The following is a 25268-nucleotide window of genomic DNA, read 5'->3' as shown; positions in this document are numbered from 1 at the left end:
CCGCGCCGCTACCCGATGGCGCCGGGGATCCCCGTGATCACCTGGCGCAGCCAGTCGACCAGCATCGACACCATCCAGGGCCCGGCCAGCGCCAGGGCCGCGAGCACGCCCAGCAGCTTGGGCAGGAAGGACAGGGTGGCCTCGTTGATCTGCGTCACCGCCTGCAGCAGGCTCACGCCGAGGCCGATGACCAGGGCGGTGAGGAGGGCGGGCGTGGAGACCAGCACCAGCATGTGCATGGCGACGCGGCCGAAATCGAGGACGGCTTCAGGCGACATCTAGCGCGTTCCGAAACTGGCGACCAGGGAGCCCATGAGGAGGTTGAAGCCATCGGCCAGGACGAACAGCATCAGCTTGAAGGGCAGGGCGACGAGCACCGGCGACAACATCATCATGCCCATGGACATGAGCACGCTGGCGACGATCAGGTCGATGACGATGAAGGGGATGAAGACCATGAAGCCGATCTGGAAGGCGGTCTTCAGCTCGCTGGTGACGAAGGCCGGCACCAGCACGCGCAGGGGCACGTTGGCGGCTTCCTGCGCGGGCGGCGCGTCGGCGATGCGGTTGAACAAGGCCAGGTCGGCCTCGCGCGTCTGCCGCAGCATGAACGCACGCAGCGGGTCGGCGCCGCGCTGCACCGCCTCCTCGAACGAGAGCTTCTGCTCGCTGTACGGCTTGTAGGCGTTGGCGTGGATGGCCTCCAGCGTGGGGCCCATGATGAAGAAGGTGAGGAACAGGGCCAGGCCCACCAGCACCTGGTTGGGCGGCGTGGTCTGCAGGCCGAGCGCCTGGCGCAGCAGGCTCAACACGATGATCACGCGGGTGAAGCTGGTCATGAGCAGCAGCACCGCCGGCAGGAAGCTCAGGGCCCCGAAGATCAGCAGCGTCTGCACCGGCACCGAATAGGTGGTGGTGTTGCCGCTGGTCTGGGCCACCACGCTCAGGGGGCTGGCCTGCGCGAGCGCGCTGCCGGCGGCCAGCAGCAGGCTGGCGGCGCCGAGCCGGCGCGCCATCGACGGGATCGGGGTCATCGCGGCCGTCCTGGATGGAAGCGCCCGGCGACCGACTGCATCACGCTGGCGAAGTCTTGCCGCGGGCCGGACGGCTGCGGCAGCTCCAGGCTGCCCTCGGGCGCTTCGGCCAGCAGCGTGATCTGCTGCGCGGTCACGCCCAGCACCAGCACCTGCCGGCCCACGCGCACGGCGGTCACGCGTTCGCGCGGGCCGAGCGGAAGTTGCGCCACCACCTCCATCACGCGCGGGCCGCGCGAGGGTTGCAGCGTCTGCAGTCGCCTGACCAGCCAGAGGCTGGCGGGGATCAGCGCCGCGACCAGCAGCAGCATCAGCAGGGACCAGGTCATCGACGTGTTCGCCATCGCGCGCGGTTCCGGGTTCAGCGGCCGAGCCGGCGCATGCGCTCGGAGGGCGTGACGATGTCGGTGAGGCGGATGCCGAAGCGGTCGTTGACCACCACGACTTCGCCCTGCGCGATCAGGTAGCCGTTGACCAGCACGTCCATGGGTTCGCCGGCGATGGCCTCCAGCTCGATCACCGAGCCCTGCGCCAGCTGCAGGATGTTCTTGATCGGGATGCGGGTGCGGCCCAGTTCCACGGTGAGCTGCACCGGGATGTCCAGCACCAGGTCGATGTCTTCACGGGCCGCCGCGGTCGCGCCCGCGCCCGCGCCCAGGGGCGGGAACAGGTTGGAGGCGCTGCCGGCGGGGCGCGCCTGCGCGGCCTGCGCGTCGGCTTCGGCCAGGGCCGCGGCCCAGTCGCCGGGCGGGACGTCGCCCGCGTGGGGAGGAAGGGAGTCGTTCACAGCGTCTCGTCCGGTTAGCGGGAATCCTTGGTTGACGACGGCGCCTGCGAAGGCTGCGCGATGAACTCGCGCACGCGCAGGCCGTAGCGGTGGCCCAGCGTGCCGTAGTCGCAGGCGAGCACGGGCACGCCGTCCACCTTGGCGACCAGCGTGGGTTCGATGTCCAGCGCGATGAAGTCGCCGGGCTTGAGCGCGAGCAGCTCGCCGACCGTCGCCTGGCCGTGCGCCAGCTCGGCGACCAGTTCCACCGTGGCCGACTTGATCTGCTGCATCAGCAGGTCGACGAAGCGGCGGTCGGAGGCGCCCGGCTCGCCGGCGGCGCTGGCCTGCAGCAGGTCCCGGATCGGATCGAAGCTGCCCAGCGGGATGCCCAGAAGCACACAGGCCGTCGTCTCTCCGAGCGTGATGTCGATGGCGGTCGTGACCACCATCTCCGCCGGCAGGGCGATCTGTGCGAAGCGTGGGTCGCCCTCGGCGCGCGCGTATTCGAGCGCCAGCGGATGCACCGGCAGCCAGCTGCGCGCCACCTCCGCCGAAATGGCTTCGACCAGCCGCCGCACGATGCGCTGCTCGGTGGCCGACAGCTCTCGCTGGGGGCTGGCCTCGGCGGCAGGCGTGGAGGGGCCGCCGAAGAGCGTGTCCACCACCGCGGCGACCAGCGTGCGGTCGCACAGCATCAGCGCCATGCCGCGAAGCGGCCGCACGCGCAGCAGGTGCATGGTCACGGGCGTGCCGAGCTGGCGCATGAAGGCGTCGAAGCGCAACACCGCCGGCGCGCGCACGACCACCTCGACGGGCCGCTGCAGGAAGCGGCCCAGGCCGCTGCGCAGGTGGCGGGCCAGGCGCTCGTGGATCGCGTCCAGCGCCGGCATGGGCGCGCGCACGGCGCCGTCGGCATTGCCCAGGGCAAAGGCGCGCACGCCGTCGTCGTGCACCGGCGTGCGCGGTGCCTGCACCGCGGCGTTCAGGGCGCCGGTCCGCAGCGCCTCGACTTCCGCCGGGGACAGGGGTTGGGACACGCGGCGCCTTCCGCCTACTGGACGATGAACTGCGAGAACAGCACCTTGCGCACGGGGTTGGGCGCGGCGGCTGTCGCTCGGGTGCGTTCCGGCGCACGCGCACCGGGCTGCACCTCGTCATGGGCGCCCGGCGGCACCCAGCCGAGCGCTTCGCCGGCCTTGATCTGCACCTGGTCGGCCAGCTGCTGCTTGCCCTCCGGCGTGATCAGCTCCTCCAGGCGCTTGGAGGTGATCAGCAGCAGGATGGCGTTGCGAAGCGCCGGCAGGCGCTCCTTGATCTGCACGTCCACGTTCGAGTCCTCGACCTGCAGGATCACGCCAATCTGGGCGAAGCGCTCGCCGCGGTCATCGAGCAGGTTGACGGTGAAGGGCTCCAGGCTGCTGAAGATGGGCTTGGCCTCGCGCGGTGCGCTCGCGCCGCCCGCACCGCCGCCGAGGAACCACCACGCGCCACCGCCGCCGGCGCCGAGCACGAGCGCCGCCAGCAACACCACGGTCAATGTCTTGGACGACTTCTTGGTCGGGGCGGCGGCTTCGGCAGACATGGGAACTCCAGGGGACTCGCACGATTGTGCGGAGCGTCCGCACGCGGCGAAGCCCCGATAAGCCCAGGCAAAGCGCCGCTGTTCAGGCGTAGAGATCGAGCAGGCCGCGCGGGCGTGCCGCGGTCGGCGCGAGCGGCGCGCCTGTCGCGCCGGCTGCGCGGTCGAGGTCCGGCGCGTTCCGTTGCCGGCCCGCCTCGCCGGGACGGCCGAAGTCCTGCGGGCTGCCCTGGGACGCACCGCCGCCCACCAGCGCCTGCTGCAGCGACAGGCCTTCGCGCGCCAGCATCTCCCGCAGCTCGGGCAGGCTGCGCTCCAGGCTCTCGCGCGTCGCGGCGTGGGCCGCCTCGAAGCGCAATTCGGCCACCTGGTCCTTCAGCTGCAGCTGGATCTGGATGGGGCCGAGGTCGGCCGGGTTCAGGCGAAGCTCGGCCGACTGGATGCCGTCGGCGACCATCAGGTTCACCTGCGCCGACAGCTCGCGCGTGAACGCCGGGGTGTGCACCGGCGCGGCGATGTCGGCGTGCAGCACGGCCGGCGGCGTCGACGCGCCGGGTCGGGCCATGGCGGACAGCGCGCTGTCGAAGCCCAGGCCGTGGGCATGGCCGGAGGACGTGGGGTGCGGCCGCTCGTCGGCCGATGCGGCCGCCTGGGCGGCTTCGGCGGTGGGCGGCGCGGCGGTGACCGGCGGTGCGGGTTCCCGCCGGGCCGGGCGCGAAGCCGCGGGATCCGCGGCGCGTGCCGGCAAGGCGGAGGTCGCGGCAGGATCGGAGGGGCCTTCGCTGGCGCGGGCCAGGGCCGATGCGGCGGGTGATGCGGGCGTTGCCGGGGTGGCCGGCGTCGCCTCTGCCGACGGCCTTGCAGGCGTGGCGGGCACGGCCGGCGTGGCCGGCGCAGCGGGTGTTGCATGCGCCTGCGCCGGCTCGCGGATCGGGGCGGGCGAGGCCGCCGCCGCGGGTTCGGCAGGCGTTGCAGGACTTCCAGATGCCGCAGAGGGTGTCCGATTCGCCGGTGTCGCCGGTGTCGCCGGTGTCGCCGGTGTCGCCGGTGTGGTGCCGCTCGGCGGTCCGATCGTCGGTTCGTCCGGCGACTGATCGGAGTCGGGCGTTGCCGGCCGTGCCGTGCCGTGGGCCATGGCATTCGCCCGAGCCTGCGCCGTGGGCGCAGCGTGCGACGGCAAGCCGCGAAGAGGTGCATCGGTCGGCGGCTCGACCACCGGGTCGGTTTGCCGAGACGGCGCGGCCCCTGGGGCTTGCGCCGGTTCCGGCGCGTGCGCGGCGGCCGTCGCGAACGCCCGCGTGCCACTCCCGCGAACCGCATCGGCCACGCTCGCAAGGCCCTGCGCGGCGGCATGCGCCTGGACCGGGACCGCCACCTGCATCGGCATGGGCACGGGCATGGGCACCGGCATCGCGACCGGCACGGCTGCCGGGTCCAGGGCCTCGTCGGCCGCGGTCGCGCCGCCGTCGGCCGGCTTCGCCGGCGACGCGGCATCACCCGCCGGACCTTCGGAGGGCGCGATGGCCTGCAGCAACTCCGCGAATCCATCCGGCGAGCCGCCGCGCCCCCCGGCCTTGGCTTGCCTGGACGGAAGTTCGTGCGCGGGCGCACTCGGCGCCAGGGAGGTCAGGGAGGTCGTGGCAGTCATCAGCTTCTTTCGTGGGCGGGCATGCGGCGGGCCGCCTGCGCCGCGAATTCGTCGGTGTCGCGCTGCTCGCGGCGGCGCGCCAGGCGTGCGCGTTCGTCGGCGTGGCGGGCCAGCAGCGCCTCGAACGCCAGCAGCCGTCGCTGCGCCTCGGCCAGCAGGCGCTGGCTCTCCAGTTCCCGCTGCCGGCGCAGCGCCAGCTCCTGGCCTTGCAGGCCGATGGCCTCGTCCAGCTTGGCGACGAAGCGCTGGAACTCCACCAGTTGTTCCACGCGCACCCGCAGCCCGGGCGCCGAGGGTGAGCGGCGCAGGTAGTCCAGCCTGTAGCCCTGCAACTGCTGCAGCACCGCCTGCGCCTGCTGCACGGCCATGCCGGCGGCGTGCGCCTGGCTCACGCGCTGGTCACGCGCCTCGCGGCTGCGCTCGATGATCACGGCCAGGCTCGCCTGCATCGTTGCAAGTCCCTTCAGCCGGCGCCGGCCAGCAAGGCCTCGAGCGCCGCGAGGCTGCTGGCGCGGTCGGCCGGGGCCTGCATGTCCTGCTGCAGGAAGGCCGCGATCTGCGGCTGCAGCCGGATCGCCAGGTCGGCCTGCGGATCGCTGCCGGGCACGTACGCGCCCACGGCCAGCAGGTCGCGGTTGCGTTGGTAGCGTGCCCACAGCGCCTTGAGGTGGCGCGCCCACTGCTGCTGGCGCGCGGGGGTCACGTTGTGCATCACGCGCGAGATCGACTGCTCGATGTCGATGGCCGGATAGTGGCCCTGCTCGGCGAGCTGGCGCGACAGCACCAGGTGTCCGTCGAGGATGGCGCGGGCGTTGTCGGCGATCGGGTCCTGCTGGTCGTCGCCCTCGGTCAACACGGTGTAGAAGGCCGTGATCGAACCCACGCCGTGCAGCCCGTTGCCGGTGCGCTCCACCAGGCGCGGCAGGCGCGCGAAGACCGATGGCGGATAGCCCTTGGTGGCCGGCGGTTCGCCCAGGGCCAGGGCCATCTCGCGGTGTGCCATGGCGTAGCGGGTGAGCGAATCCATCAGCAGCAGCACGTGCTTGCCGCGGTCGCGGAAGTGTTCGGCCAATGCGGTGGCATAGGCCGCGCCCTGCATGCGCATCAGCGGCGGAAGGTCGGCGGGCGCGGCCACCACCACCGCGCGGCGCAGGCCGGCCTCGCCCAGGATCTCCTCGATGAACTCCTTCACTTCGCGGCCGCGTTCGCCCACCAGACCCACCACGGTGACGTCGGCCTGCGTGAAGCGCGCCATCATCCCGAGCAGCACCGACTTGCCCACGCCCGAGCCGGCGAACAGACCCAGGCGCTGGCCGCGCCCGACGGTGAGCAGGGCGTCGATGGCGCGCACGCCCACGTCCAGCGGCTCGCGCACCGGTGCGCGCTCCATCGCGTTGATCGGCTCGCGCGCCAGCGGTTCGGCGGCGCTGTCCTGCAGCGGACCGCGTCCGTCCAGCGGCTGTCCGCCAGGATCGACCACGCGACCCAGCAGCCCATCCCCCATCGGCAGATGGCGCGCGTGCCGATGGCCCGGCGACGTGCCGCATGCCAGGGCGGCGGGATGCGACAGCGGCCGCACCAGCGCCTGCGGCGACAGGCCCTCGATGTCGCCGGTGGGCATGAGGTACAGGCGCCCGCGCGAGAAGCCCACCACCTCGGCTTCGGTGCGGCGGCTGCCGTCCTGCACCTCGCACACGCTGCCCAGGGGCAGGCGCAGGCCGGTGGCTTCCATGACCAGGCCGGAGACGCGCACCAGGCGCCCCGTGCCGGCGAGCGGGACGCCGGCTTGCAGCTGCCGGGAGCGGGTGTCGAGGTGCTCGGCGAGGCGGCTCGCCAGCCCCGTGCTCACGGCGCCGTCTCCGCCGCGCGCCCCAGGGAGGCCATCACCGCCTCCCAGCGGCCGGCCAGGGTGGCGTCGATCTCGCCGGTGTCTGCCACCGCGCGGCAGCCGCCGCGAGGCAGCGCTGGGTCCTCGCGCAGCTGCCACGGCGGCAGCCCCGTCTGGCGTTCCAGGTGGCCGCGCAGCACGTGCGCATCCTGCGGGTTCACCTGCAGTTCGATCCGGCCGGCGCCTTCGGCCAGCTGCTGCAAGGCCTCGCCGGCGGCGGGCAGCAGCGCCTGCGGGTCCAGGGCGACCTCGCGGCGCAGCACCTGGCGCGCGATGCCGATGGCCAGGCCCACCACCTGGTCGGCCAGCACCTGCTCCATGCGCGCGAGCTCGCCCTGCAGCCCCTGCGCGATGGCCTGCAGGTGGCGCGCGGCCTGCGCAGCGCTGCCCGCGAGGCTGGCCTCCACCTGCCGCACGCCGTCCTGCCGGCCCTGTTCCATTCCCAGGCGGTGGCCTTCCTCCAGGCCCCTGCGGCGGCCCAGCGCGTACGCGGTGCGGCCGACTTCGTTGTCCAGGTCCCGTGCGCGCAGCGGCAGCGGTGCGCGGGCACCCTGCGACAGCTCGCCCAGGGGGAAGGGCACGACCCCGTGCAGCGCCTCGGCCGCGATGATGCGTGCCGCAGGCGGCGGTGCCTCGGCGGTGTCGGAGGGCCAGTCAGACGAATCCTTCGCCACCGGCGCCTCCCATCACGATCTGGCCTTCGTCGGCCAGGCGCCGCACCAGGGCCAGGATTTCCTTTTGCTGCGCCTCCACCTCGGACACCCGCACCGGGCCCTTGGCTTCCATGTCGTCGCGCAGCATGTCGGCCGCGCGCGAACTCATGTTGCCCAGCACGCGATCACGCAGGGCCGGCTCGGCACCCTTGAGCGCCACCACCAGGGTGTCGGTCGACAGCTCGCGCAACAGCACTTGGATCGCCTTGTCGTCCAGCTTCATCAGGTCGCCGAAGACGAACATCTGGTCCTCGATGCGCTGGGCCAGCTCCGGGTTCTGCTCGCGCAGGGCACCCAGGACGGCGGATTCGACCGGCGTGCCCAGGCGGTTGAGCATTTCGGCGGCGGCCTTGGGTCCGCCCAGCGCGGCGCGGCGCAGGTGCTGCCCGCTGGCCAGCGCCGCGGACAGCACCTCGTTGAGTTCCTCCAGCGCCGCAGGCTGGATGCCGTCCAGCGTCGCGATCCGCAGCATCACGTCGTTGCGAAGTCGCTCGCCGAGCGCGCCGAGCACGCCAGAGGCCTGCTCACGCTCCAGGTGGACGAGGATGGACGCGATGATCTGCGGGTGCTCGCTGCGGATCAGGTTGGCCACGGTGGTCGCATCCATCCAGCGCAGCGCCTCCAGCCCGCCGCCGTCGCGGGTCTGCACGATGCGATCGATCACCGGGCCGGCGCGGTCCTCGCCCAGGGCCAGCCGCAGCACCTTGCTCACGTACTGGCCGGTGTCGCCCACCAGCGCGCGCTGGGTCTCCACGCTGCTTTCGAAGCGCGCCAGCACCTCGTCGAACTGCGCGTCGCTCACGCTGGTGAGGCTGGCCATCCGCTCACCCAGGCGCTGCACCTCCTTGGGGTGCAGGTGCTTGAACACCTCGGCCGCGCAATCCTCGCCCAGCGCGAGCAGCAGGATCGCGCCCGCCTGGGTGCCGTCGTCGGTGGCGGTGCTGGACATCTCAGTTCTCCACGAAGCGCAACAGCCCAGCCCGTGGCGCGGGAAACCGCCAAAGCGGGCGACCCCGAAGGGAACGGCGAAGCCGCTTCGGGGGGGTCATCCGGTGCTCCAGCTGCGCACGACGTTCGCGACCGTCGCGGGGTTCTGCTTGGCCAGGCTGCGGATGTTCTCCAGCTGGCGCGTGCGCTGCTGCTGCGCCGCGGCTTCGGCAGGCGGCAGCAGGGTGATGGGATCGGTGTGGGGCAATCCGGGGGCGGCGGGCTGGGCTTGCTGCTTCCCGGGCTCGGGCAGTGGCACCGCGTCGCGCAGCGTGGTGTCCACCAGCCGGGGTGTGGGCACCGGTTCGGCCGCCACGCGCTGGGCCGAACGCAGGGCCGGGCGCACCAGGCCGAACAGCACCGCCAGGGCCAGCAGGGGCAGGGCGATCCAGGGCGCCACCGCCTGCACCAGCTGCCGGGTCTCGGGCTGGCGCCACAGCGGCAGGGTCGGCGGCGGCGTGATCGCCGCGACCTTGAACGGTGCGTTCACCACGTTCACCGAATCGCCGCGCTCGGTGTTGAAGCCGATGGCCTCGCGCACCAGCGAGCGCACTTGTTCGACCTGCTGGGGGTTCAGGGCCGGCGAGCCGGCCGGCGCGTCCGGGCCCGCGGTGTCGTTGATCACCACGGCGGCACTCAGGCGCCGCAGGGTTCCGGCGGGATTGCGTACCACCTTGACGGTCTTGTCGACCTCGTAGTTGGTGACCGCATCGCGCCGCGCGGCCGCCGCGGCCGCGGAGGCGCCGGGACCGGCGGAGAGCGCCTGAGCCGGGCCGTTCACCGGCGAGGCAGCGGCCGGTGCCGGCTGGTTGCTCAGCGCGCCGGGAATGCCGCCGGCGGACGCGGCGGCTGGCTGCGGCGTCTCGGACAAGTGCTGGCTGCGCACTGCGGCGGGGGAGGCGCCCTGGTTGGCGCCGTAGGTCTCGGCGGTCGACTCGACCTGGGTGAAGTCGATGTCGGCCGTCACCTGCGCCTTCACGTTGCCGGGGCCGACCAGCGGCTCGACGATGGCCACGATGCGCGCGGCCAGGCCCTGCTCCATCTGCCGCACGTAGTGCAGCTGCCCGGCGTCCAGCCCTGGTGCGTTGTCGCTGGTCTGGGACAGCAACGCGCCGGTCTGGTCGACCACGCTCACCGCGCCCGGGTGCAGTTGCGGCACGCTGGAGGCCACCAGGTGCACGATGCCGGCGATCTGCCCGCGATCGAGCGTGCGACCGCCGAAGAGCGTGAGCAGCACCGAGGCCGAGGGCCGCTGCTGCTCGCGCATGAAGCCGGTCTGCTGCGGCAGCGCCAGGTGAACGCGGGCCGATTGCACCGCCGACAGCGCCATGATCGATCGCGCCAGTTCGCCTTCGAGCCCGCGCTGGAAGTTCAGGCGCTCCTGGAACTGCGTGGTGCCGAACTTCTGGTTCTCCATCAGCTCGAAGCCGACCGTGCCGCCACGCGGCAGTCCCTGCGAGGCCAGCCGCAGCCGCGCCTCGTGCACCTGCGCGGCGGGCACCAGGATGGCACCGCCGCCTTCGCTGAAGCGATGCGGCACGTTCATCTGCGACAGCGCGGCGATGACCTGGCCACCGTCCTTGTCGCCCAGGTTGCCATACAGCACGCGCCACTCGGGCTGGTTGCCCAGGTACACGCCGGCCGCGATCAGTCCGGCCAGCAACACGCTGCCCACGGCCAGCGTGGCTTGCGTGCGCCCGGGCAGCGCGCCCAGTCGCGGCAGCGCGGGCGCGCCGGCGGTAGGGAGCGCGGCGGCGGGGTGGGTGGTGTCCATCCTGGAGGGGCGTGGCAAGGGCGGGGGGCGTGTCGGCGCCGATTGTGGGTGGCGGCCGCGCCACGCCTTGCGCCGATATGCGGTGCAATTCCGCCCTTATTCGCGGCTGCGGCCGGTGGACATGCGGTTACATTCGGCCAAATACGCAGGAGCCCCGCCATGGAAGTCAACGCGCGATCCGCACTGCCCACCACCTTGGTCGACGCCTTGCGACGCAACGCCGCCGCCAAGGCCACCGAAGCCGCCGCCGGCGTGGCCGCGGTCCAGCCCGCCAGCCCGGCGCCGTCCTTCGGCGGTGCACTCGAGAGCGCCTTGCGCGCGGTGAGCGCATCGCAGGCCCAGTCGAACCAGCTCACCGAAGCCTTCCTGCGCGACCCCGGCAGCGTGAGCCTGGAAGCCGCGATGGTGGCTTCCCAGAAGTCGCAGATCGCCTTCCAGTCGGCGCTGCACGTGCGCAACCGGCTGGTGGCGGCGTACAGCGACATCATGAACATGCAGGTATAGGCGCAGCCGGCTTACCTTTCGTCCTGGGCCCGGTAGCGTTCGCCGCGGGCCGGCCCTCGCGCTAGTGCAAGGTGATATTCGGCCCCGGCCAGCCCCGCTCCCGCTCCATCGATTCCGCCCCGGGCCCCGCGATGCGCCGGATCTCCGCATCGTTCACCAGGATCGCCCGCAGGATGCGCAGCCGCTCCGGCTGCTCGCCATCGGACAGCGGCTGCGACTCGTTCAATCGGCGCAACCGCGCGATCACCACGGCGCAGGCTCCTTCGAGCCGGCACACCGTGTCCCAATCCCCCGAGCGCGCGGCTTCCAGCATTTCGCGGCTGGCCCCTTCCAGGGCCAGGTAGTAGCGAAGCGGGCTTTCCTTGTCGCCGGAGGCCATGGCGCGCGAACTCTTCATGCCCGCACCGCCTGCGACTGCGGCAGGGGGCGCGGTGTGATCGCCACCCAGGCCGATCGCAACTGCTCCAGCAACTGGCCGACCTCGGCCAGGGGCGCTTCGATGCCGCGCGCGTTCGCCTGGAACAGCCGGCCGACCATGTGGTCGTACAGGGCGTTCAGGTTGGCCGCCAGCGCGGCGTCGCCCCGGCTCGACACCGCCGCCTTCAGGCCCTCGTCGATGATGCGCATGGCCTTGGACGTGGCGCGCCGGCGCGTGTCGGCGTCCTGGTGAGCGATGGCGTGGCGGGCCTGCTGCAAGGCGGCGATCGCGCCGTCGAACAGCAGCACGATCAGTTGATGCGGGCTGGCCTGCGCCACGTCGGTGGCGATACCCACTTGCCGGTATTGGTCGATCGAAAGGCGTGCGGTGAACATGTGCGTTTTCCTCACCCTTGTCTTCGGCAGGCGGTTCGCACTCTTGAGGGTTTCGTGCGTCAGCTGCCCAGGCCCAGGCTGGAGCGAAGCTGCGCCATCTGTGCCGACAGGCGGCTCATGTCCGAGTCCAGGCGCTGGTACTGCGCCCGCAGCCTGGCCTCGGTGCGGGCCAGCTTGTCCTGCAGGGCGTCCTGCTGCTTCTGGTTCGCGGTGGCCGAGCCGCGCAGGCCCTGCAGGCGCGACGACAGCGTGCCGTCGTCGCCCGTCACGGCCTGGGCCCAGGCCTTCAGGCGCACCGCCAGGCCTCGCGCGGCGGGCGCTTCGTCGGAGCCGGCCTGGGTGAACAGGGCGGCCAGGCGCCCGGGTTGCTCGAGCAGCGGCGCGAGCGTCGCCTCCTTGATCGTGAGGGTGCCGTCGCGCTGCATCTCCAGCCCCACCGCGCTCAGGCTGGCCGGCTCGGGAAGGCCCTGCACCACGCCCCGCAGCAATTCGCGCAGCCCGTTCTGCATGGATACCGCCGTGGAGTCCGCTTGCAGCGCTCCCCGGTTGCGGCCGCTGGGGTCGGCCTGCGTCTGCTGCGCCAGCACCTTGGCCAGGCTGTTGTAGGCGTTGACCAGGTCGTTCAGGTTCTTGCGCACGCCGCCGGTGTCCACCGACGCGGTCAGCTCCAGGGGTGTGGTGGTCACCTGCCGAAGCGTCAGCGTGACGCCCTCGATGACGTTGGCGGCCTCGTTGCTGGCGCTGCGCACGTCGAGGCCGTCCACGGTGAAGAGCGCGTCCTGCGCCGCCTGCGTCTGCACCAGGTTGCGGCCGGCGCCCGCGGTGGCGGCCGGGTCGAAGGCCAGGGCCGAAAGCCCGGCGGTGTCGGTGTCGCCGCCGTCTTCGTCGGCGGCCGTGAGGCGCATCGATCCCTGCTCGCCTTGCGGCCCGCGCAACACCAGTCTGGCCTGGCCGGCACTGGTGACGATGCTCGCCTGCACGCCGGCGTCGGCCGCGTTGATGGCATCGCGCACGCCGGCCAGCGTCTGCTGCCCCGGGCCGATGGCGATCCGCATCGCCGTGGCGCCGCTCGCCGGCGTGAACACGCCGCCGACCGTGCTGCCCAGTTCCAGGGTGAGGGTGCCGGTGCCCACCACGGTGTCGCTGCCCGCGAATGCCGCCGAGGCCAGGCTCTGGGCCTGCGCCAGCTGCTGCACCTCGATGCGGTAGCGCCCGGCTGCCGCCGCGCCGCTGGCGGTGGCGGTGAGGGCTTCGGGCCGGGAGCTGTCCAGGCGCATCGGGTTCCAGTTGCTCGCGGTGGCCAGCCGCTTGGCCACGTCGCCCAAGGCCGCCGCCTGGCCTTGCAGCGTGCCGAAGGCAGACAGCCGCGTCTGCAGGCTGCTGGCGCGCTGCTGCAACAGCGCCAGCGGCCGTTGCTCCAGCGCCATCAGCGAGGTGACGATGCTGTTGACGTCCAGGCCGCTGCCGACGCCGGTGCTGGTGATGCTGGGCATGGGAATCCTTTTTCGATGGCGGCCGGGCTGCGTACTATGGCGCCGCCGCGGCGCCGGCAAAGCCACGAGAAAAGGGCCCGCCCGGGCCCTTTTCGTCGTGCGGCGCCTGTTCGCCGCGGGTTGCGCAGGCGATCAGCGCAGCAGCGACAGCACCTGCTGCGGCAGCTGGTTGGCCTGGGCCAGCATGGCGTTGCCGGCCTGCTGGAGGATCTGCGCGCGGGTCATGTTCGCCGTTTCCGCGGCGAAGTCGGTGTCCATGATCCGCGAGCGCGCGGCGGTGGCGTTCTCGGCCGAGATCTGGATGTTGGCCACCGCGTTCTCGAAGCGGCTTTGCAGCGCGCCGAGGCTGGCGCGGGCGGTGTTCACCTGTTTCAGGGCCGAGTCGACTCGGCGGATGGTTTCCTGCGCGCCGAGGTAGGTGCCGATGTCGAGGGTGTCGAGGCTGCCGCTGGTGCCGGACAGGGAGGTGGTGAGGGTGGACAGGCCGGTATCCGTGCCGGTGTCCGTGCCGCTGATCTCGACCTTGATGTCGTTCAGGTTGGAGCTGAGGACCAGCACGTCCGCGCCGGACTTGGCGACGGTGACGCCAGTTTGCGCCGACTTGGCGTTGATCGCGCTGACGAGGAGGTCGGCCTGCGTGGCGGCGGTGGTGCCCGCGGCCACGGCGCCGATGTCAACGCCGTTGATCTTGAGTTCACCGGCTGCCAGGCCCGTGAACGTGGTGATCGCGCTGCCGGTGCGGGTCGCGGTCGAGATGGCACCCATGCCGGTGAGCCGGGCGTCGGTGATGCTGTCGACCGTGATCCCCTGGCCGGCATCCGCGCCAACCTGGAACGTCTGCGCGGTGAAGCTGCCATTCAGCAGCTTGGTGCCGTTGAAGTTGGTCGTGTTGGCGACGCGAGTGATTTCGTCCTTCAGCTGCGCCACTTCGGCCTGCAGCGCGGCGCGGTCTTCGGTGCTGTTGGTGGCGTTGCTCGATTGCACGGCCAGTTCGCGGATGCGCTGGATCATGTCGCTGAGCTTGCCCAGGGCGCCTTCGGCCGTCTGCGCCAGCGACACGCCGTCGTTGGCGTTGCGGGCGGCGACGTTCAGGCCGCGCACCTGCGATGTCATGCGCTCGGCAATGGCCAGGCCGGCCGCGTCGTCCTTGGCGCTGTTCACGCGAAGGCCGGTGGACAGGCGCTGGATGGAAACGTTCAGCGCCGATTGCGACGCGCCCAGGTTGCGCTGGGTGTTCAGCGATGCGATGTTGGTATTGATGACGGATGGCATGTCGATTCCTCGTGATCGGCTTGGCCCGTTCCCAGGCCTGTTGGACACAACCGCGGATCGTCGCGGCCGCCGCGGGGCAGTCCCCGTGACCGCTGTATCGGCAGCGGACGGCCCGGCTTTAGGGCGATGGCGCCAATTCGATCGCCGCGCCATCCGGTGGCGAAGTAACAACTCGGTGCAGAACCTGTTAATTAGCTGTGAAAATCCTGATGACAGCCCATCCGTAGCGATTACACTCCGTTGCACGAATTCTCACTGCGCGTAAATGAGCAACATTCGACTCCACGAAGAAATCCGCGAATTAAACCTTTCGTATCTCGTGATGGCGCAATCGGCCATTCGGACGGACAAGGCGGTCGCAATGTTTCAATTGGGGATGTCGGAGCCGATCGCCGACATGCTGGCCGAGTTGTCGCCGCAGCAAATGGTGCGAATTGCCGCCAGGAACCAGGTGCTGTTCTCGTTCCGCTTCGACGACGAGCTGATCTGGGGCTTGCTGACCGACAGCCACCAGCCGCGCGCCGGGCAGGAGGGCAATGCCGGCCAGCTGCATGCCAGCGTGCTCATGGCCGGCGGCCGCGAGCCGTCGCTGGCCAAGGCCTGAGGCCGGCGGGAGCGCGTCGCCCATGGCCTCCAACCGCAGCCTGCTCACCGAGAACCACCAGTTCAACCAGGCCGTCGAATTGATCCGACTGGGCGCCCGAATGGCCGTGCTGCAGTCGGAGACGGAGTTGTCTTACGAGCGGCTGGTGCGCCTGTACCGCGAGGTGACGGGCCAGTCGCCCTCCAAAGGGCAGTTGCCGTATTCGACCGATTGGTTCATCGGCTGGCAGCCCAATATCCACGCGTCCCTGTTCCTCAACATCCGGGAGCGGCTGTCGCGTGGTTGCTCGCTCGATCGCATTGAATTGCTGGTCAAGTCGTGGCGTTTATATGAATGCGAGGTGCAGGCGATGGGCGTGGAGCCCATGCTGTCGATCACCCGCGCCTGGCGGCTGGTGAAGTTCGTCGACAACGACATGCTGGCCCTGACGCGCTGTAGCGCCTGCGGCGGCCGCTTCGTGACGCATCCGCACGACTGGACGCACCGCGAGTTCGTCTGCGGCTTGTGCGAGCCGCCGGCGCGGGCGGGCAAGAGCCAGCGAAGCGGCACCATTCATTGATGTCCTCCCACCTCGATTCGCGCTGAGCTTGTCTGTCCTGTGCGGGTGAGTCGAAGGGTCGCCGGGGGTATGGGGGTGACTTCTTCGTATCGAGTTCTGCGGCGGTCGTAGCGTGCCGGGTCTCTCCCCGGCGTGCCACGACTGCTACGAAATTTGGTTCAAAGAGGTCTTCCCCGGCAACACCTTCTCAGGGGCCCTTCGACAGGCTCAGGGCGAACGGGGGGGGGGCGGACTCAGGGCGAACGGAGTGGGGGGGGCCGCACCACCCCCGTGAGCTCACCCACCCGCTCGCCCTGAGCGCGTCGAAGGGTGCGCGTACAAACAACCTTGCCCGGCTCCAGCGCCGAGCGCAGCGATGGCCTCACCAGGCCGAGCGCAGCGATGGCCCGTGAAGAAAAACCCTTGTGGCTGCGCCGAGGAGCGCAGGGCGGCGGGGAAAAAGAAGCGCAGACTGTCTGAGCCCCGCAGGGGCGAGTTTCTGCGCTTCCCCCGCCGCCCGAGCACCGCAGGTTGCCCTCGGCGCCCGCAGGGCGCTGAGGGACGCGGACAGTGGGGTCGCCTTTTCTTTGGTCACTTTCTTTTGGCGAAGCAAAAGAAAGTGACTCGCCCGCCGGGGCGAGACCCGGCTTGCCACGACTGCTACAAAACCTGGTTCAAAGAGATCTGCTCCGGCAACACCTTCTCAGGGGCCCTTCGACAGGCTCAGGGCGAACGGAGCGGGGGGGCGGGCTCAGGGCGAACGGAGCGGGGGGGCCGCACCACCCCCGTGAGCCCACCCACCCGTTCGCCCTGAGCGCGTCGAAGGGTGCGCGTACAAACAACCTTGCCCGGCTCCAGCGCCGAGCGCAGCGATGGCCTCACCAGGCCGAGCGCAGCGATGGCCCGTGAAGAAAAACCCCTGTGGCTGCGCCGAGGAGCGCAGGGCGGCGGGGAAAAAGAAGCGCAGACTGTCTGAGCCCCGCAGGGGCGAGTTTCTGCGCTTCCCCCGCCGCCCGAGCACCGCAGGTTGCCCTCGGCGGCCGCAGGGCGACGAGGGACGCAGACAGTGGGGTCGCCTTTTCTTTGGTCACTTTCTTTTGGCGAAGCAAAAGAAAGTGACTCGCCCGCCGGGGCGAGACCCGGCTTGCCACGACTGCTACAAAACCTGGTTCAAATAGGTCTGCTCCGGCAACACCTTCTCAGGGGCCCTTCGACAGGCTCAGGGCGAACGGAGGGGGGGCGGGCTCAGGGCGAACGGAGCGGGGGGGCGGGCTCAGGGCAAACGGTGAGGGGCGGGCTCACGGCAACGAATCACCACCCCTTCAACTTCGCCCGCAACCTCGCCACCGCCTGGCTATGCAGCTGGCATACCCGCGACTCCGTCACGCCCAGCACCGCCGCGATCTCGCGCAGGTTCATGTCCTCGTCGTAATACATCGCCATCACGTACTGCTCCCGCTCCGGCAGGCCTTCGATCGCGCCCACCAGCGCTTCGCGGAAGCGCCGGTCCGACAGCTGGGCCCAAGGGTCCGCCTTGTCGTCCGGAGCGACGTGCCGATCCAGGTAGCTGCCCTCGCCTTCATCGCCTTCGTATTCGTCGGCGTAAACCAGCTGCGCGCCGCGCACGTCGGTCAGCAGGGCGTGGTACTCCTCCAATGCCAGCCCGAGGTGCTGCGCGATCTCGGCGTCCAGTGGTGCGCGCTGCAGGCGCTGCTCCAGGGCATGCACCGCCGCGGCGATGTCGCGCTGCCCTTTGCGCACCGAGCGCGGCACCCAGTCCGCCCCGCGCAGCTCGTCCAGCATCGCGCCGCGCACGCGCTGCATGGCGAACGACTCGAAGGGCGCGCCCTGGCCGGGCTCGTAACGCTGCATGGCGTCCATCAGGCCCATCACGCCGGCCTGGATCAGGTCGTCCATCTCCACGCTGGCTGGCAGCCCCACGATCATCCGGGCCGCCGCGCGGCGCACCAGCGGCAGGTAGGGCTCGATGGCGTGGCGCGTGACCAGGGTGCCTTTGGCGGTGTACATCGTGTCTCCGGGATCAAGTACGGTTCATGGGCGCGCGTCAATGCAGGGTCACCGGCGTGGCGGCGTGGTCCAGCAGACGCCGCGCCAGGTCACCGAGGGCCGCGGCACCGGCGCCCGGCGCGGGCACGCAGCCCGCCCATCGAACCTCGGCGCGCAGGAAGCTGCGGGCGACGTCGGCCAGGCGCCCGTGCAGCTGGGCGGCGGCGGCGGCGCTGGTCTCGCGCATGACCGCCGCGAAGCGCTGGTAGCCGAAATCGCAGGCCAACTGCTTGATGGTGGCGTAGGCCTCGGTGAGCCCGGCCTCCGACGCCTCGGGCGAGACCACGGGCACCACCTGCGCCGGGCTGGCCAGGCAGGCAAGCTCACGCGCGGGCATGGCCAGCAGCAGCGCATCGAAGCCGTCGCCGAGATTCAGCAAGGCGGCGAACAGCTCGCGCGGGCGGGCTCCGGTGGCCGCGAACGCCTCCAGCGCCCGATCGGCTCGAACCACCGGAATGCCCTCGCGCGTGGAGCGGGCCACCGCCGTGAAGGAACGCCGGCCCTGCAGCAGGTCCAGCAGGTCGTGCCGCACGCGCAGGCCCAGCGCGCCCGAGACCCGCCCGCGGCTGGCGTCCACCAGCAGCGGACGGCGGCCCAGCTGCCTCAGCCCGCCCGCGAGCTGGGCGATCCAGGCGTCGTCGTCCTTCTCGCCGACCGGAAAGGCCAGCAGGCTGGGGGCGGCGCCGCGCAATCGCCTCAGCCCCGCGGCCTGGTCCAGGCCGTGGTCAAGCATGGCCGGCCTGCGCGCCCGGCATGGCCACGCCAGCGCCGGTGAACAGCAAGGCGAGCTGCGATTCGTCGGGCGTGAACACGCTGGGCCGCGGTTCGGCCAGCGCCTTCTCGACCAGCCAGCGCGCATGGGGGGCGCTCCAGTCCTCGGGCACGCGCTGGCCGGCGGCGATGCCCTCGACCAGCAGCCGGTGCCGCACCAGCAGGTCGACCAGGGGGCCGACCTTCACGGCTTCGTCCAGCTTGGAGACCACGCAGCGCTGGCCGGGCCGCGCGCCGTAGTTGCGCGCCACTTCCTCCAGCGTCTCGGCCTGCGCGCACGCGTTGAGCACCAGCAGGCGTTCGACCCGGCCGGTGGGCAGCGCGTCGAGCAGCTCCCCGATGCGGCCGTCCCGCTGGCCCAGGCCCACGGTGTCGACCAGCAGCAGCTTCTTGCGCTCGTGCAGCTTCAGCAGGTCGAGCAGCGAGCTCGCATCGCGCGCGGTGTGCACCGGGATGCCGAGGATGTTGCCGAACGCGCGCAGCTGCGCCGAGGCCGCCATGCGGTAGGTGTCCACCGTGACCAGGCCCACCGACTCGGCGCCGTGCCGCAGCGCGAATCCGGCCGCGATCTTGGCGGTGGTCGTGGTCTTGCCGACGCCGGTGGGGCCGACCAGCGCGAACACGCCGCCACGTTCGACGATCGAATCCTTGCCCACGCAGTGCAGGTTGCGCGTGATCACCTCGCGCAGCCAGCGCTCGCCACGCGCCTCGTCGCCGTCGGGCAGGCGCTTGAGCAGGTGGCGCGCCAGGGCCGGCGAGAAGCCGTTGCCGATCAAGAGGCGCATCAGCCGCGTGTGCAGGGGGCTGCGCCGCGCGCTGTCGAACCACGACAGGCCCGACAGCTCGGTGTTGATCATGGTGCGCAGGGCACGCAGCTCGCTCATGACGGCTTCACCCAGCGCGGGCGGCGGATCGCTCGCCGGCATCGTCGCCGCCGAGGGCATGGGGTCGGACACGGTGGGCGCCGTGTCCGTGGCCACGAGGCCCATCTCCTTTTGCAGTTCGGCGGCCGCGAAACGCCCGGGCTCGACCGGCGCACGACGAGCCGGGACCTCGAAGGGCCTGGCCTGAGGCTGCCGCGCGACGGGCGCGGCGGCCGGAACCGGCGCAGGCGCCTCTTCCTTCGTCCAGCGTTGCTGCCGCTCGCGCACGAAGCGCTCGAAGGACAGCGTGCTCATGGCGTCGGACGCCTGCGGGGCCGGCTGCGAAGGTGGCTGCGAATCGGCCTCGAGCTCCGGGCCGAATTGCGAGTGCCTCGGCATGCCCGGCATGGCCATGATCTCCACGCCGCTGTGGGTCGCGCGGTTGGACAGCACCACGGCGTCGTCGCCCCAGGCGGCGCGGACCTTGGCCATGGCATCGCGCGCATTGCGTCCGATGAATCGCTTGACGTTCATGAAGCGGCTCCGATCAGGTGATGGATCTGGATGGAATGGGTTCTGGGAATCTCGGAGTGCGCCAGCACGTGCAGCCGGGGCGCCTTGCGCCGAAGCAACCGGGCCAGCGGCGCGCGGATGCGGTCAGGCACCAGCAGGCAGGCGGGCAGACCGGCCTCTTCCTGCGCCTGCGCGGCCTGTGCGGCCTGGTCTGCCAGCAGCTGGCCGAGCTGCGGATCGAGCGGGACCTGGGCCTCGGGCACGAGCGACTGCATCAGCAGTTGCTCCAGCCCCGGCTCGACGGCCAGCACCCCCAGCTCCTGCACCGGTCCATAGAGGGCCTGCACGATGGCCGAAGCCAGGCCGATGCGCACCTCGCGCGTGAGCGTTGCCGCGTCCTGCGAACCGTCGGCGGATTCGGCCAGCCGCTCCAGGATGCCGGGCAGGTCGCGGATATGCACCGACTCCTCCAGCAGGTTGCGCAGCACCTTCTGCAGCAGCGTGACCGGCACCAGCTTGGGCACGGTCTCGTCCACCAGTTCGGGCGCGTGGCGCTTGACGTGGTTCAGCAGCTCCTGCACCTCGGTGCGTCCCAGCAGCGCCGCCGCATGCGTCTGCATCACATGATTGAGATGCGTCGCGACGACCGTGGCGGCGTCGACCACGGTGAAGCCGGCCGCCTGCGCCTGCTCGCGCACGCCGGCCTCGACCCAGGTGGCCTGCAGGCCGAAGGCCGGGTCCCGCGTCGCGGTGCCGGGCAACACCAGGCTGAGGTGGCCGGGGTTGATGGCCAGGAACATGCCACTGAAGGCCTGGCCCTCGCCCACCACGACGCCGCGCAGCAGGATGCGATAGGAGGCAGGGTGCAGGTCGAGGTTGTCGCGGATGTGGACGGCCGGCGGCAGGAAGCCGACCTCGGCCGCGAACTTCTTGCGCACGCCCTTGATCCGCTGCAGCAGGTCGCCGCCCTGGTTGGTGTCGACCAGCGCGATGATGCGGTAGCCGACCTCCAGCCCCAGGGCGTCCACCGGGGCCACGTCGTCCCAGCTGGCATCGGTGCGCGGCGCCGGTGTCGCGGCGGCTTCGGCCGGTGCTGCGGCGGCGCGTGCCCGCACCTGCGACAGCATCCAGGCCGCCCAGCCGAACACCGCGGCCAGCAGCAGGAAGGGCAGGTGCGGCATGCCCGGGATCAGGCCGAGCAGCGCCAGCACGCCGGCGGCCAGTCCGAGCGCGCGGGGAATCGAGAACAGCTGCACGCCGATCTGGCGACCGATGTCCTCCTCGCCCACTCGCGAAACCACCAGGCCGGCGGCCACCGAGATCACCAGCGAAGGCACCTGCGCCACCAGGCCATCGCCGATGGCCAGCAGCACGTAATTGTTGGCTGCCTGGGCCAGCGGCAGCCCGTGCTGCCACACGCCGATGGCCAGGCCGCCCAGCATGTTGATGAACAGGATCAGGATGCCGGCGATCGCGTCGCCGCGGACGAACTTGGAGGCGCCGTCCATGGAGCCGTAGAACTCGGCCTCCTGCGTGACCTCGTTGCGGCGGCGGCGGGCTTCCTTCTCGTCGATGCTGCCCGAGGCCATGTCGGCGTCGATGGCCATCTGTTTGCCCGGCATGGCATCGAGCGCGAAGCGCGCCGACACCTCGGCGATGCGGCCGGCGCCCTTGGTCACCACCACGAAATTGATGATGGTCAGGATGGCGAACACCACGATGCCCACCGCCAGGCTGCCGCCGATCAGGAAGTGCGCGAACGACTCGATCACCTGCCCGGCCGCGCCGGTGCCGGTGTGGCCATTGAGCAGCACCGCGCGGGTCGAGGCCACGTTCAGCCCCAGGCGCAGCAGCGTGGTGACCAGCAGCACGCTGGGGAAGCTGGCGAAGTCGAGCGTGCGGCGCGTGTAGCTGGCCACGATCAGCACCACCAGCGACATCGCGATGTTGAAGGAGAAGAGCAGGTCCAGCACCAGCGGCGGCAGCGGCACCAGCATCATCGCCAGGATCAGCACGATGAGCAGGGGCGCGGCCAGCGCGCGCAGCTCGGGCAGGCGGCCGCGCCAGTCGGTCGCGGCGGTGGTCACTCTGTCGACTCCAGCGGGTCAAGCCCGGGCGGCAGCTCGAAGACGGGCGCGGGCGGCGGCCGCACCGAGGTTCGCAGGCGCATCACCCAGGCCAGCACCTGCGCCACCGCGCCGTACAGCGGCGCGGGGATTTCGGCGTCCAGGCTGCCGTGCCGCCACAGCGCCCGCGCCAGCGGCGGCGCCTCCAGCACCGGCACGCCGGCGGCTGCGGCCACCTGGCGGATCTTGAGCGCCAGGTGGTCGGCCCCCAGCGCCACCACGCGCGGCGCCCCCATGGTCGCGGGGTCGTAGCGCAGGGCCACGGCGTAGTGGGTCGGGTTGGTGACCACCACGTCGGCGGCGGGCACGGCGGCGAGCATGCGGCCGCGCGACAGCTCGCGCTGGCGCCGCCGGCGCTCACCCTTGAGGTGCGGATCGCCGTCGCTTTCCTTGTGCTCCCGCCGCACTTCCTCGCGCGTCATGCGCAGGTCGGACCGGTGGCGCAGCAGCTGCATGGGCACGTCGATGAGCGCGGCCACCAGGCACGTGCCGGCGAGCACGGCCAGGCCACCGGCCAGCCAGTCGAAGCCGCTGGCCACGGCGGCGCCCAGCGACATGCGCGCGAGCAGGTCCAGCCCCTGCGCGTGGCGCCACAGGAACCAGGCCGCGGCCCCGAGCAGCGCCGCCACCAGCAGCGCCAGGCGCAGTTGCGTGAGCATCTGCTGCGGCTGCACCAGCCGGCGCAGGCCGGCCACGGGATCGAGCCGGTCCAGGCGCGGGGCCAAGGCTTCGGTGCTCACGTTCCAGCCGCCCAGCGCGATGCCCGCCGCGCCCAGCGCCAGGGCGAACAGCAGCAAGAGGGGCGCGAGCCACAGCAAGGCGTCGACGCCGGTGGACCCCAGGCGATGGGTGAGGTCGGCGGTGGCGAACGCGGCGTCGCGGTCGAAGCGCAGAGCGCCGCCGACCAGGCGCAGGGCCTGGCCGCCGATCCATGGCCCCAGGCCCGCCAGGAGCGCCAGCAGCAGGCCGATGGAGGCCAGGTGCGCCAGGTCCCGCGAGCGCGGCACCTGGCCCTGCTCGCGCGCCTTCTCCAGCCGCCGTTCGGTGGCTGGTAGCTCGCGGTCTTCGCGGCTGGTTTCTGAAGCGGACATGCGGGCGCGCGGCTGGTGATCCGGCCGATTGTTCGCGCGCGCGCCTGTCGGCGAAGCTGCGATGAGCGCCGGGAAACGCCCTCATCTCGCGCGGCAGGCGCCGTGCGTCAGTTGCGCGGTTGCGCGGGTGCCTGTGTCGGCGTCGCGGCCATGGCGGGAACCGGTGCGGCGGGGGCTCCGCCTGCCTCGCGGCGCTGCAGCATCCGCTCCAGCGCCTCGGCCTCCGAGATGGGCGTGTCGCCCCCGGCGGACCAGCGCTCCTGCCCCAGGCGGCCCAGCACCAGCAGCGAAATCCGCCGGTTCGAGGCGCTGAGTGGATCGCTCGCCTCGAACGGCACCGAGGAACCCAGGCCCATCACCCGCACCATGCGGTCTTCGCCCAGGCCGCCGGCCACCAGCTCGCGCCGTGAGGCGTTGGCCCGGTCGGCCGACAGCTCCCAGTTGGAGTAGCCGCGCTCGCCGCCGGCATAGAGCGAGGCGTCGGTATGGCCCGACAGCACCACGCGGCTGTCGGCGTCCTGCAGCACGCGGCCCAGGCTTCGCAGCAGTTCGCGCATGTGCGGGTTCACGCGCGCGCTGCCGGTGTCGAACATGGGGCGGCCCTGGTCGTCCACGATCTGCACGCGCAGGCCGTCGGGCGTGAGCTGCATGCGCAGCTGGTTGCGCAGCGCGCCCAGCGCGGGGTTGGTGTCGAGCACCTTGTCGATGCGCCCGCGGATCTCGGCCATGCGCCGCTCGTCGGCGCTGCGCACCTCGGCCTTCAGGGCCTGCAGGTTGTAGCTGCGCCGCTCGGCGTCGATCTCGCCGCGCCGCACGTTGCCGGTGGTGCGCGTGAGCTGCGGACCGCCGCCCTTGATGACGCTGGAGCTGTCGCCGCTGCCCGATCCACCGGACATGGCGACCTTCAGCGGGCTCTGGAAATAGTCGGCGATGCCTTGCAGGTCGCCCTGCGCGGTGGAGCCCAGCAGCCACATCAGGAGGAAGAAGGCCATCATGGCCGTGACGAAGTCGGCGTAGGCGATCTTCCAGGCGCCGCCGTGGTGGGCGCCGTGGCCGCCCTTCTTCACCCGCTTGATGATGATGGGCTGCAGCTTGGCGTTGGAGGTGGCCACGGGTCAGCCTTCCATCAAGCCCGCTTGCCCCGCACGTGGCCTTCGAGTTCGACGAAGCCGGGCCGCTCGGAGGAGAACAGCACCTTGCGACCGAACTCCAGGGCCACGGCCGGCGCATAGCCCTGCACGCTGGCCAGCAGCGTCGCCTTGACGCACTGCAGTTCCTTGGTGGACTCGTCCGCCTTCTGCTGCGCCAGGTTCGCCAGTGGGCTGACGAAGCCATAGGCCATGAGGATGCCCAGGAAGGTGCCCACCAGCGCTCCCGCGATCATCTGGCCCAGCACCGCGGGCGCGGCGCCCACCGAGGCCATGGTCTTCACCACGCCGAGCACCGCGGCCACGATGCCGAAGGCGGGCAGGCCGTCGCCGACCGCCTGGATGGCGCCGGCCGGCACCAGCGCCTCGTGGTGGTGGGTGTCGATCTCGTTGTCCATGAGGTTTTCGATCTCGTGCGCGTTGAGGTTGCCCGAGACCATCATGCGCAGGTAATCGGTGATGAATTCCATCAGGTGGTGGTCGGCGGCGATCAGCGGGTACTTGCCGAACAATTCGCTCTCGGCCGGGTTCTCCACGTCGCGCTCGATGGACATCAGGCCGTCCTTGCGGGCGCGGGTGAGCACGTCGTAAAGCAGCGCCATCAATTCCATATACCGCGTCTTGGTGTATTTGGAGCCTTTGAGCAATTGCGGCAGGTATTTGAAGGTCGCCTTGATGGTCTTGGCGCTGTTGCTCACCAGGAAAGCGCCCAGCGCGGCGCCGCAGATGATGAACATTTCGACCGGCGCGGCTTTGGCGAGCACCCCGAAATGCCCCCCCGCCAGGGCATAGCCCCCGAAGACGCACGCGATGACGACGACATAACCGGCAATGACGAACATGCCCCCACTATCGGCAGCGCGGCGGGAAGCTTGAGGCGGCCGTGCATCGGTCGACATGGGGTCCTCGGCTTGTCCGCCCCCCCGCTCCTGGGGCCGCCCCTCACCGTTTGCCCTGAGCCGCTCCCCCTCCGTTCGCCGCCCGCCCCCCTCACCGTTCGCCCTGAGCCGTCCCCCGCTCCGGTCGCCCTGAGCCCGCCCCCCCCCCCCGTTCGCCCTGAGCCTGTCGAAGGG

Annotated in this window: 26 protein-coding genes; 3 read left to right on the top strand and 23 right to left on the bottom strand. The window is 71.4% G+C overall.

What is annotated here, in order from left to right:
- Positions 1-8: 8 nt before the first annotated feature.
- The 12 genes from fliQ to fliF all read right to left on the bottom strand — a co-directional run bounded on the left by fliQ (position 9) and on the right by fliF (position 10392).
- Positions 9-278, bottom strand: coding sequence for a flagellar biosynthesis protein FliQ (gene fliQ / locus JI739_RS13975; RefSeq protein WP_201684542.1), 270 nt, complete (start codon positions 276-278; stop codon positions 9-11).
- On the bottom strand, positions 279-1034 hold the full coding sequence (gene fliP / locus JI739_RS13970; protein ID WP_236589639.1) for a flagellar type III secretion system pore protein FliP: 756 nt from the start codon (positions 1032-1034) through the stop codon (positions 279-281).
- The gene (fliO, locus tag JI739_RS13965; RefSeq protein ID WP_236589637.1) at positions 1031-1363 is read right to left on the bottom strand and encodes a flagellar biosynthetic protein FliO; all 333 of its coding nucleotides are present in this window, start codon (positions 1361-1363) and stop codon (positions 1031-1033) included. The genes fliP and fliO overlap by 4 nt, the downstream gene beginning before the upstream one ends.
- Positions 1364-1395: 32 nt before the next feature.
- Positions 1396-1821, bottom strand: coding sequence for a flagellar motor switch protein FliN (gene fliN, locus JI739_RS13960; protein WP_201684540.1), 426 nt, complete (start codon positions 1819-1821; stop codon positions 1396-1398).
- A gap of 14 nt (positions 1822-1835) precedes the next feature.
- A complete protein-coding gene (locus JI739_RS13955; protein WP_201684539.1) occupies positions 1836-2840 on the bottom strand; it encodes a flagellar motor switch protein FliM in 1005 nt (334 codons plus the stop codon).
- A 14-nt stretch (positions 2841-2854) separates the two neighbouring features.
- Positions 2855-3385: a flagellar basal body-associated FliL family protein gene (locus JI739_RS13950; protein ID WP_201684538.1), complete on the bottom strand. Its 531-nt coding sequence runs from the start codon at positions 3383-3385 to the stop codon at positions 2855-2857.
- A gap of 82 nt (positions 3386-3467) precedes the next feature.
- Positions 3468-5030 (bottom strand): flagellar hook-length control protein FliK, encoded by a 1563-nt coding sequence (locus tag JI739_RS13945; RefSeq protein WP_201684537.1) that lies wholly within the window; start codon positions 5028-5030, stop codon positions 3468-3470.
- The gene (gene fliJ, locus JI739_RS13940) at positions 5030-5479 is read right to left on the bottom strand and encodes a flagellar export protein FliJ (RefSeq protein ID WP_201684536.1); all 450 of its coding nucleotides are present in this window, start codon (positions 5477-5479) and stop codon (positions 5030-5032) included. The genes JI739_RS13945 and fliJ overlap by 1 nt, the downstream gene beginning before the upstream one ends.
- Positions 5480-5493: 14 nt before the next feature.
- Positions 5494-6879, bottom strand: coding sequence for a flagellar protein export ATPase FliI (gene fliI / locus JI739_RS13935; RefSeq protein WP_435531611.1), 1386 nt, complete (start codon positions 6877-6879; stop codon positions 5494-5496).
- Complete coding sequence (locus JI739_RS24470; protein WP_201684535.1) at positions 6876-7592, bottom strand: flagellar assembly protein FliH; 717 nt, start codon at positions 7590-7592, stop codon at positions 6876-6878. The genes fliI and JI739_RS24470 overlap by 4 nt, the downstream gene beginning before the upstream one ends.
- On the bottom strand, positions 7573-8580 hold the full coding sequence (gene fliG / locus JI739_RS13925; RefSeq protein WP_201684534.1) for a flagellar motor switch protein FliG: 1008 nt from the start codon (positions 8578-8580) through the stop codon (positions 7573-7575). The genes JI739_RS24470 and fliG overlap by 20 nt, the downstream gene beginning before the upstream one ends.
- A gap of 96 nt (positions 8581-8676) precedes the next feature.
- The gene (fliF, locus tag JI739_RS13920) at positions 8677-10392 is read right to left on the bottom strand and encodes a flagellar basal-body MS-ring/collar protein FliF (RefSeq protein ID WP_201684533.1); all 1716 of its coding nucleotides are present in this window, start codon (positions 10390-10392) and stop codon (positions 8677-8679) included.
- A 159-nt stretch (positions 10393-10551) separates the two neighbouring features.
- Here fliF and fliE point away from each other — a divergent pair, with 159 nt between their 5' ends.
- Entirely contained in the window at positions 10552-10896 is a 345-nt protein-coding gene (fliE, locus tag JI739_RS13915) for a flagellar hook-basal body complex protein FliE (RefSeq protein ID WP_201684532.1), read from the top strand.
- Between the two features lie 61 nt (positions 10897-10957).
- Here fliE and JI739_RS13910 read toward each other — a convergent pair whose 3' ends face one another.
- From JI739_RS13910 to JI739_RS13895, 4 genes are all read right to left on the bottom strand, one after another.
- Positions 10958-11293, bottom strand: a complete 336-nt coding sequence (locus JI739_RS13910; RefSeq protein ID WP_236589635.1) for a flagellar protein FliT — start codon at positions 11291-11293, stop codon at positions 10958-10960.
- The gene (fliS, locus tag JI739_RS13905; RefSeq protein ID WP_201684531.1) at positions 11290-11709 is read right to left on the bottom strand and encodes a flagellar export chaperone FliS; all 420 of its coding nucleotides are present in this window, start codon (positions 11707-11709) and stop codon (positions 11290-11292) included. Before fliS ends, JI739_RS13910 begins: the two co-directional genes overlap by 4 nt.
- A gap of 59 nt (positions 11710-11768) precedes the next feature.
- Entirely contained in the window at positions 11769-13202 is a 1434-nt protein-coding gene (gene fliD / locus JI739_RS13900; RefSeq protein WP_201684530.1) for a flagellar filament capping protein FliD, read from the bottom strand.
- Positions 13203-13334: 132 nt separating this feature from the next.
- Positions 13335-14474 (bottom strand): flagellin, encoded by a 1140-nt coding sequence (locus JI739_RS13895; protein WP_201684529.1) that lies wholly within the window; start codon positions 14472-14474, stop codon positions 13335-13337.
- Positions 14475-14739: 265 nt separating this feature from the next.
- Between JI739_RS13895 and flhD the strand changes: the two genes are divergently transcribed.
- Both flhD and flhC read left to right on the top strand, forming a co-directional pair.
- Positions 14740-15078 carry a flagellar transcriptional regulator FlhD gene (gene flhD, locus JI739_RS13890; protein WP_201684528.1) on the top strand — a complete coding sequence of 113 codons (339 nt, stop codon included), beginning with the start codon at positions 14740-14742 and terminating at the stop codon, positions 15076-15078.
- 22 nt (positions 15079-15100) lie between these two features.
- Positions 15101-15637, top strand: a complete 537-nt coding sequence (gene flhC / locus JI739_RS13885; RefSeq protein ID WP_201684527.1) for a flagellar transcriptional regulator FlhC — start codon at positions 15101-15103, stop codon at positions 15635-15637.
- A gap of 1290 nt (positions 15638-16927) precedes the next feature.
- Here flhC and JI739_RS13880 read toward each other — a convergent pair.
- The 7 genes from JI739_RS13880 to motA form a co-directional block, all read right to left on the bottom strand.
- Positions 16928-17644: an RNA polymerase sigma factor FliA gene (locus JI739_RS13880; protein WP_201684526.1), complete on the bottom strand. Its 717-nt coding sequence runs from the start codon at positions 17642-17644 to the stop codon at positions 16928-16930.
- Between the two features lie 37 nt (positions 17645-17681).
- A complete protein-coding gene (locus tag JI739_RS13875) occupies positions 17682-18416 on the bottom strand; it encodes a MinD/ParA family ATP-binding protein (RefSeq protein WP_201684525.1) in 735 nt (244 codons plus the stop codon).
- On the bottom strand, positions 18409-19851 hold the full coding sequence (gene flhF, locus JI739_RS13870) for a flagellar biosynthesis GTPase FlhF (RefSeq protein WP_201684524.1): 1443 nt from the start codon (positions 19849-19851) through the stop codon (positions 18409-18411). The genes JI739_RS13875 and flhF overlap by 8 nt, the downstream gene beginning before the upstream one ends.
- Positions 19848-21917: a flagellar biosynthesis protein FlhA gene (flhA, locus tag JI739_RS13865; RefSeq protein ID WP_201684523.1), complete on the bottom strand. Its 2070-nt coding sequence runs from the start codon at positions 21915-21917 to the stop codon at positions 19848-19850. The genes flhF and flhA overlap by 4 nt, the downstream gene beginning before the upstream one ends.
- Positions 21914-23047 carry an EscU/YscU/HrcU family type III secretion system export apparatus switch protein gene (locus JI739_RS13860; RefSeq protein WP_201684522.1) on the bottom strand — a complete coding sequence of 378 codons (1134 nt, stop codon included), beginning with the start codon at positions 23045-23047 and terminating at the stop codon, positions 21914-21916. The genes flhA and JI739_RS13860 overlap by 4 nt, the downstream gene beginning before the upstream one ends.
- 107 nt (positions 23048-23154) lie before the next feature.
- The gene (motB, locus tag JI739_RS13855) at positions 23155-24159 is read right to left on the bottom strand and encodes a flagellar motor protein MotB (RefSeq protein ID WP_201684521.1); all 1005 of its coding nucleotides are present in this window, start codon (positions 24157-24159) and stop codon (positions 23155-23157) included.
- Between the two features lie 14 nt (positions 24160-24173).
- On the bottom strand, positions 24174-25037 hold the full coding sequence (gene motA / locus JI739_RS13850) for a flagellar motor stator protein MotA (RefSeq protein WP_201684520.1): 864 nt from the start codon (positions 25035-25037) through the stop codon (positions 24174-24176).
- Positions 25038-25268: the final 231 nt, after the last annotated feature.

The sequence above is a fragment of the Ramlibacter aurantiacus genome (genome assembly GCF_016722895.1).
Taxonomy (GTDB): Bacteria; Pseudomonadota; Gammaproteobacteria; order Burkholderiales; family Burkholderiaceae_C; genus Ramlibacter; species Ramlibacter aurantiacus.
The sequence above is the reverse complement of the archived record's forward strand: the minus strand, read 5'-3'. Positions and strand labels throughout refer to the sequence as shown.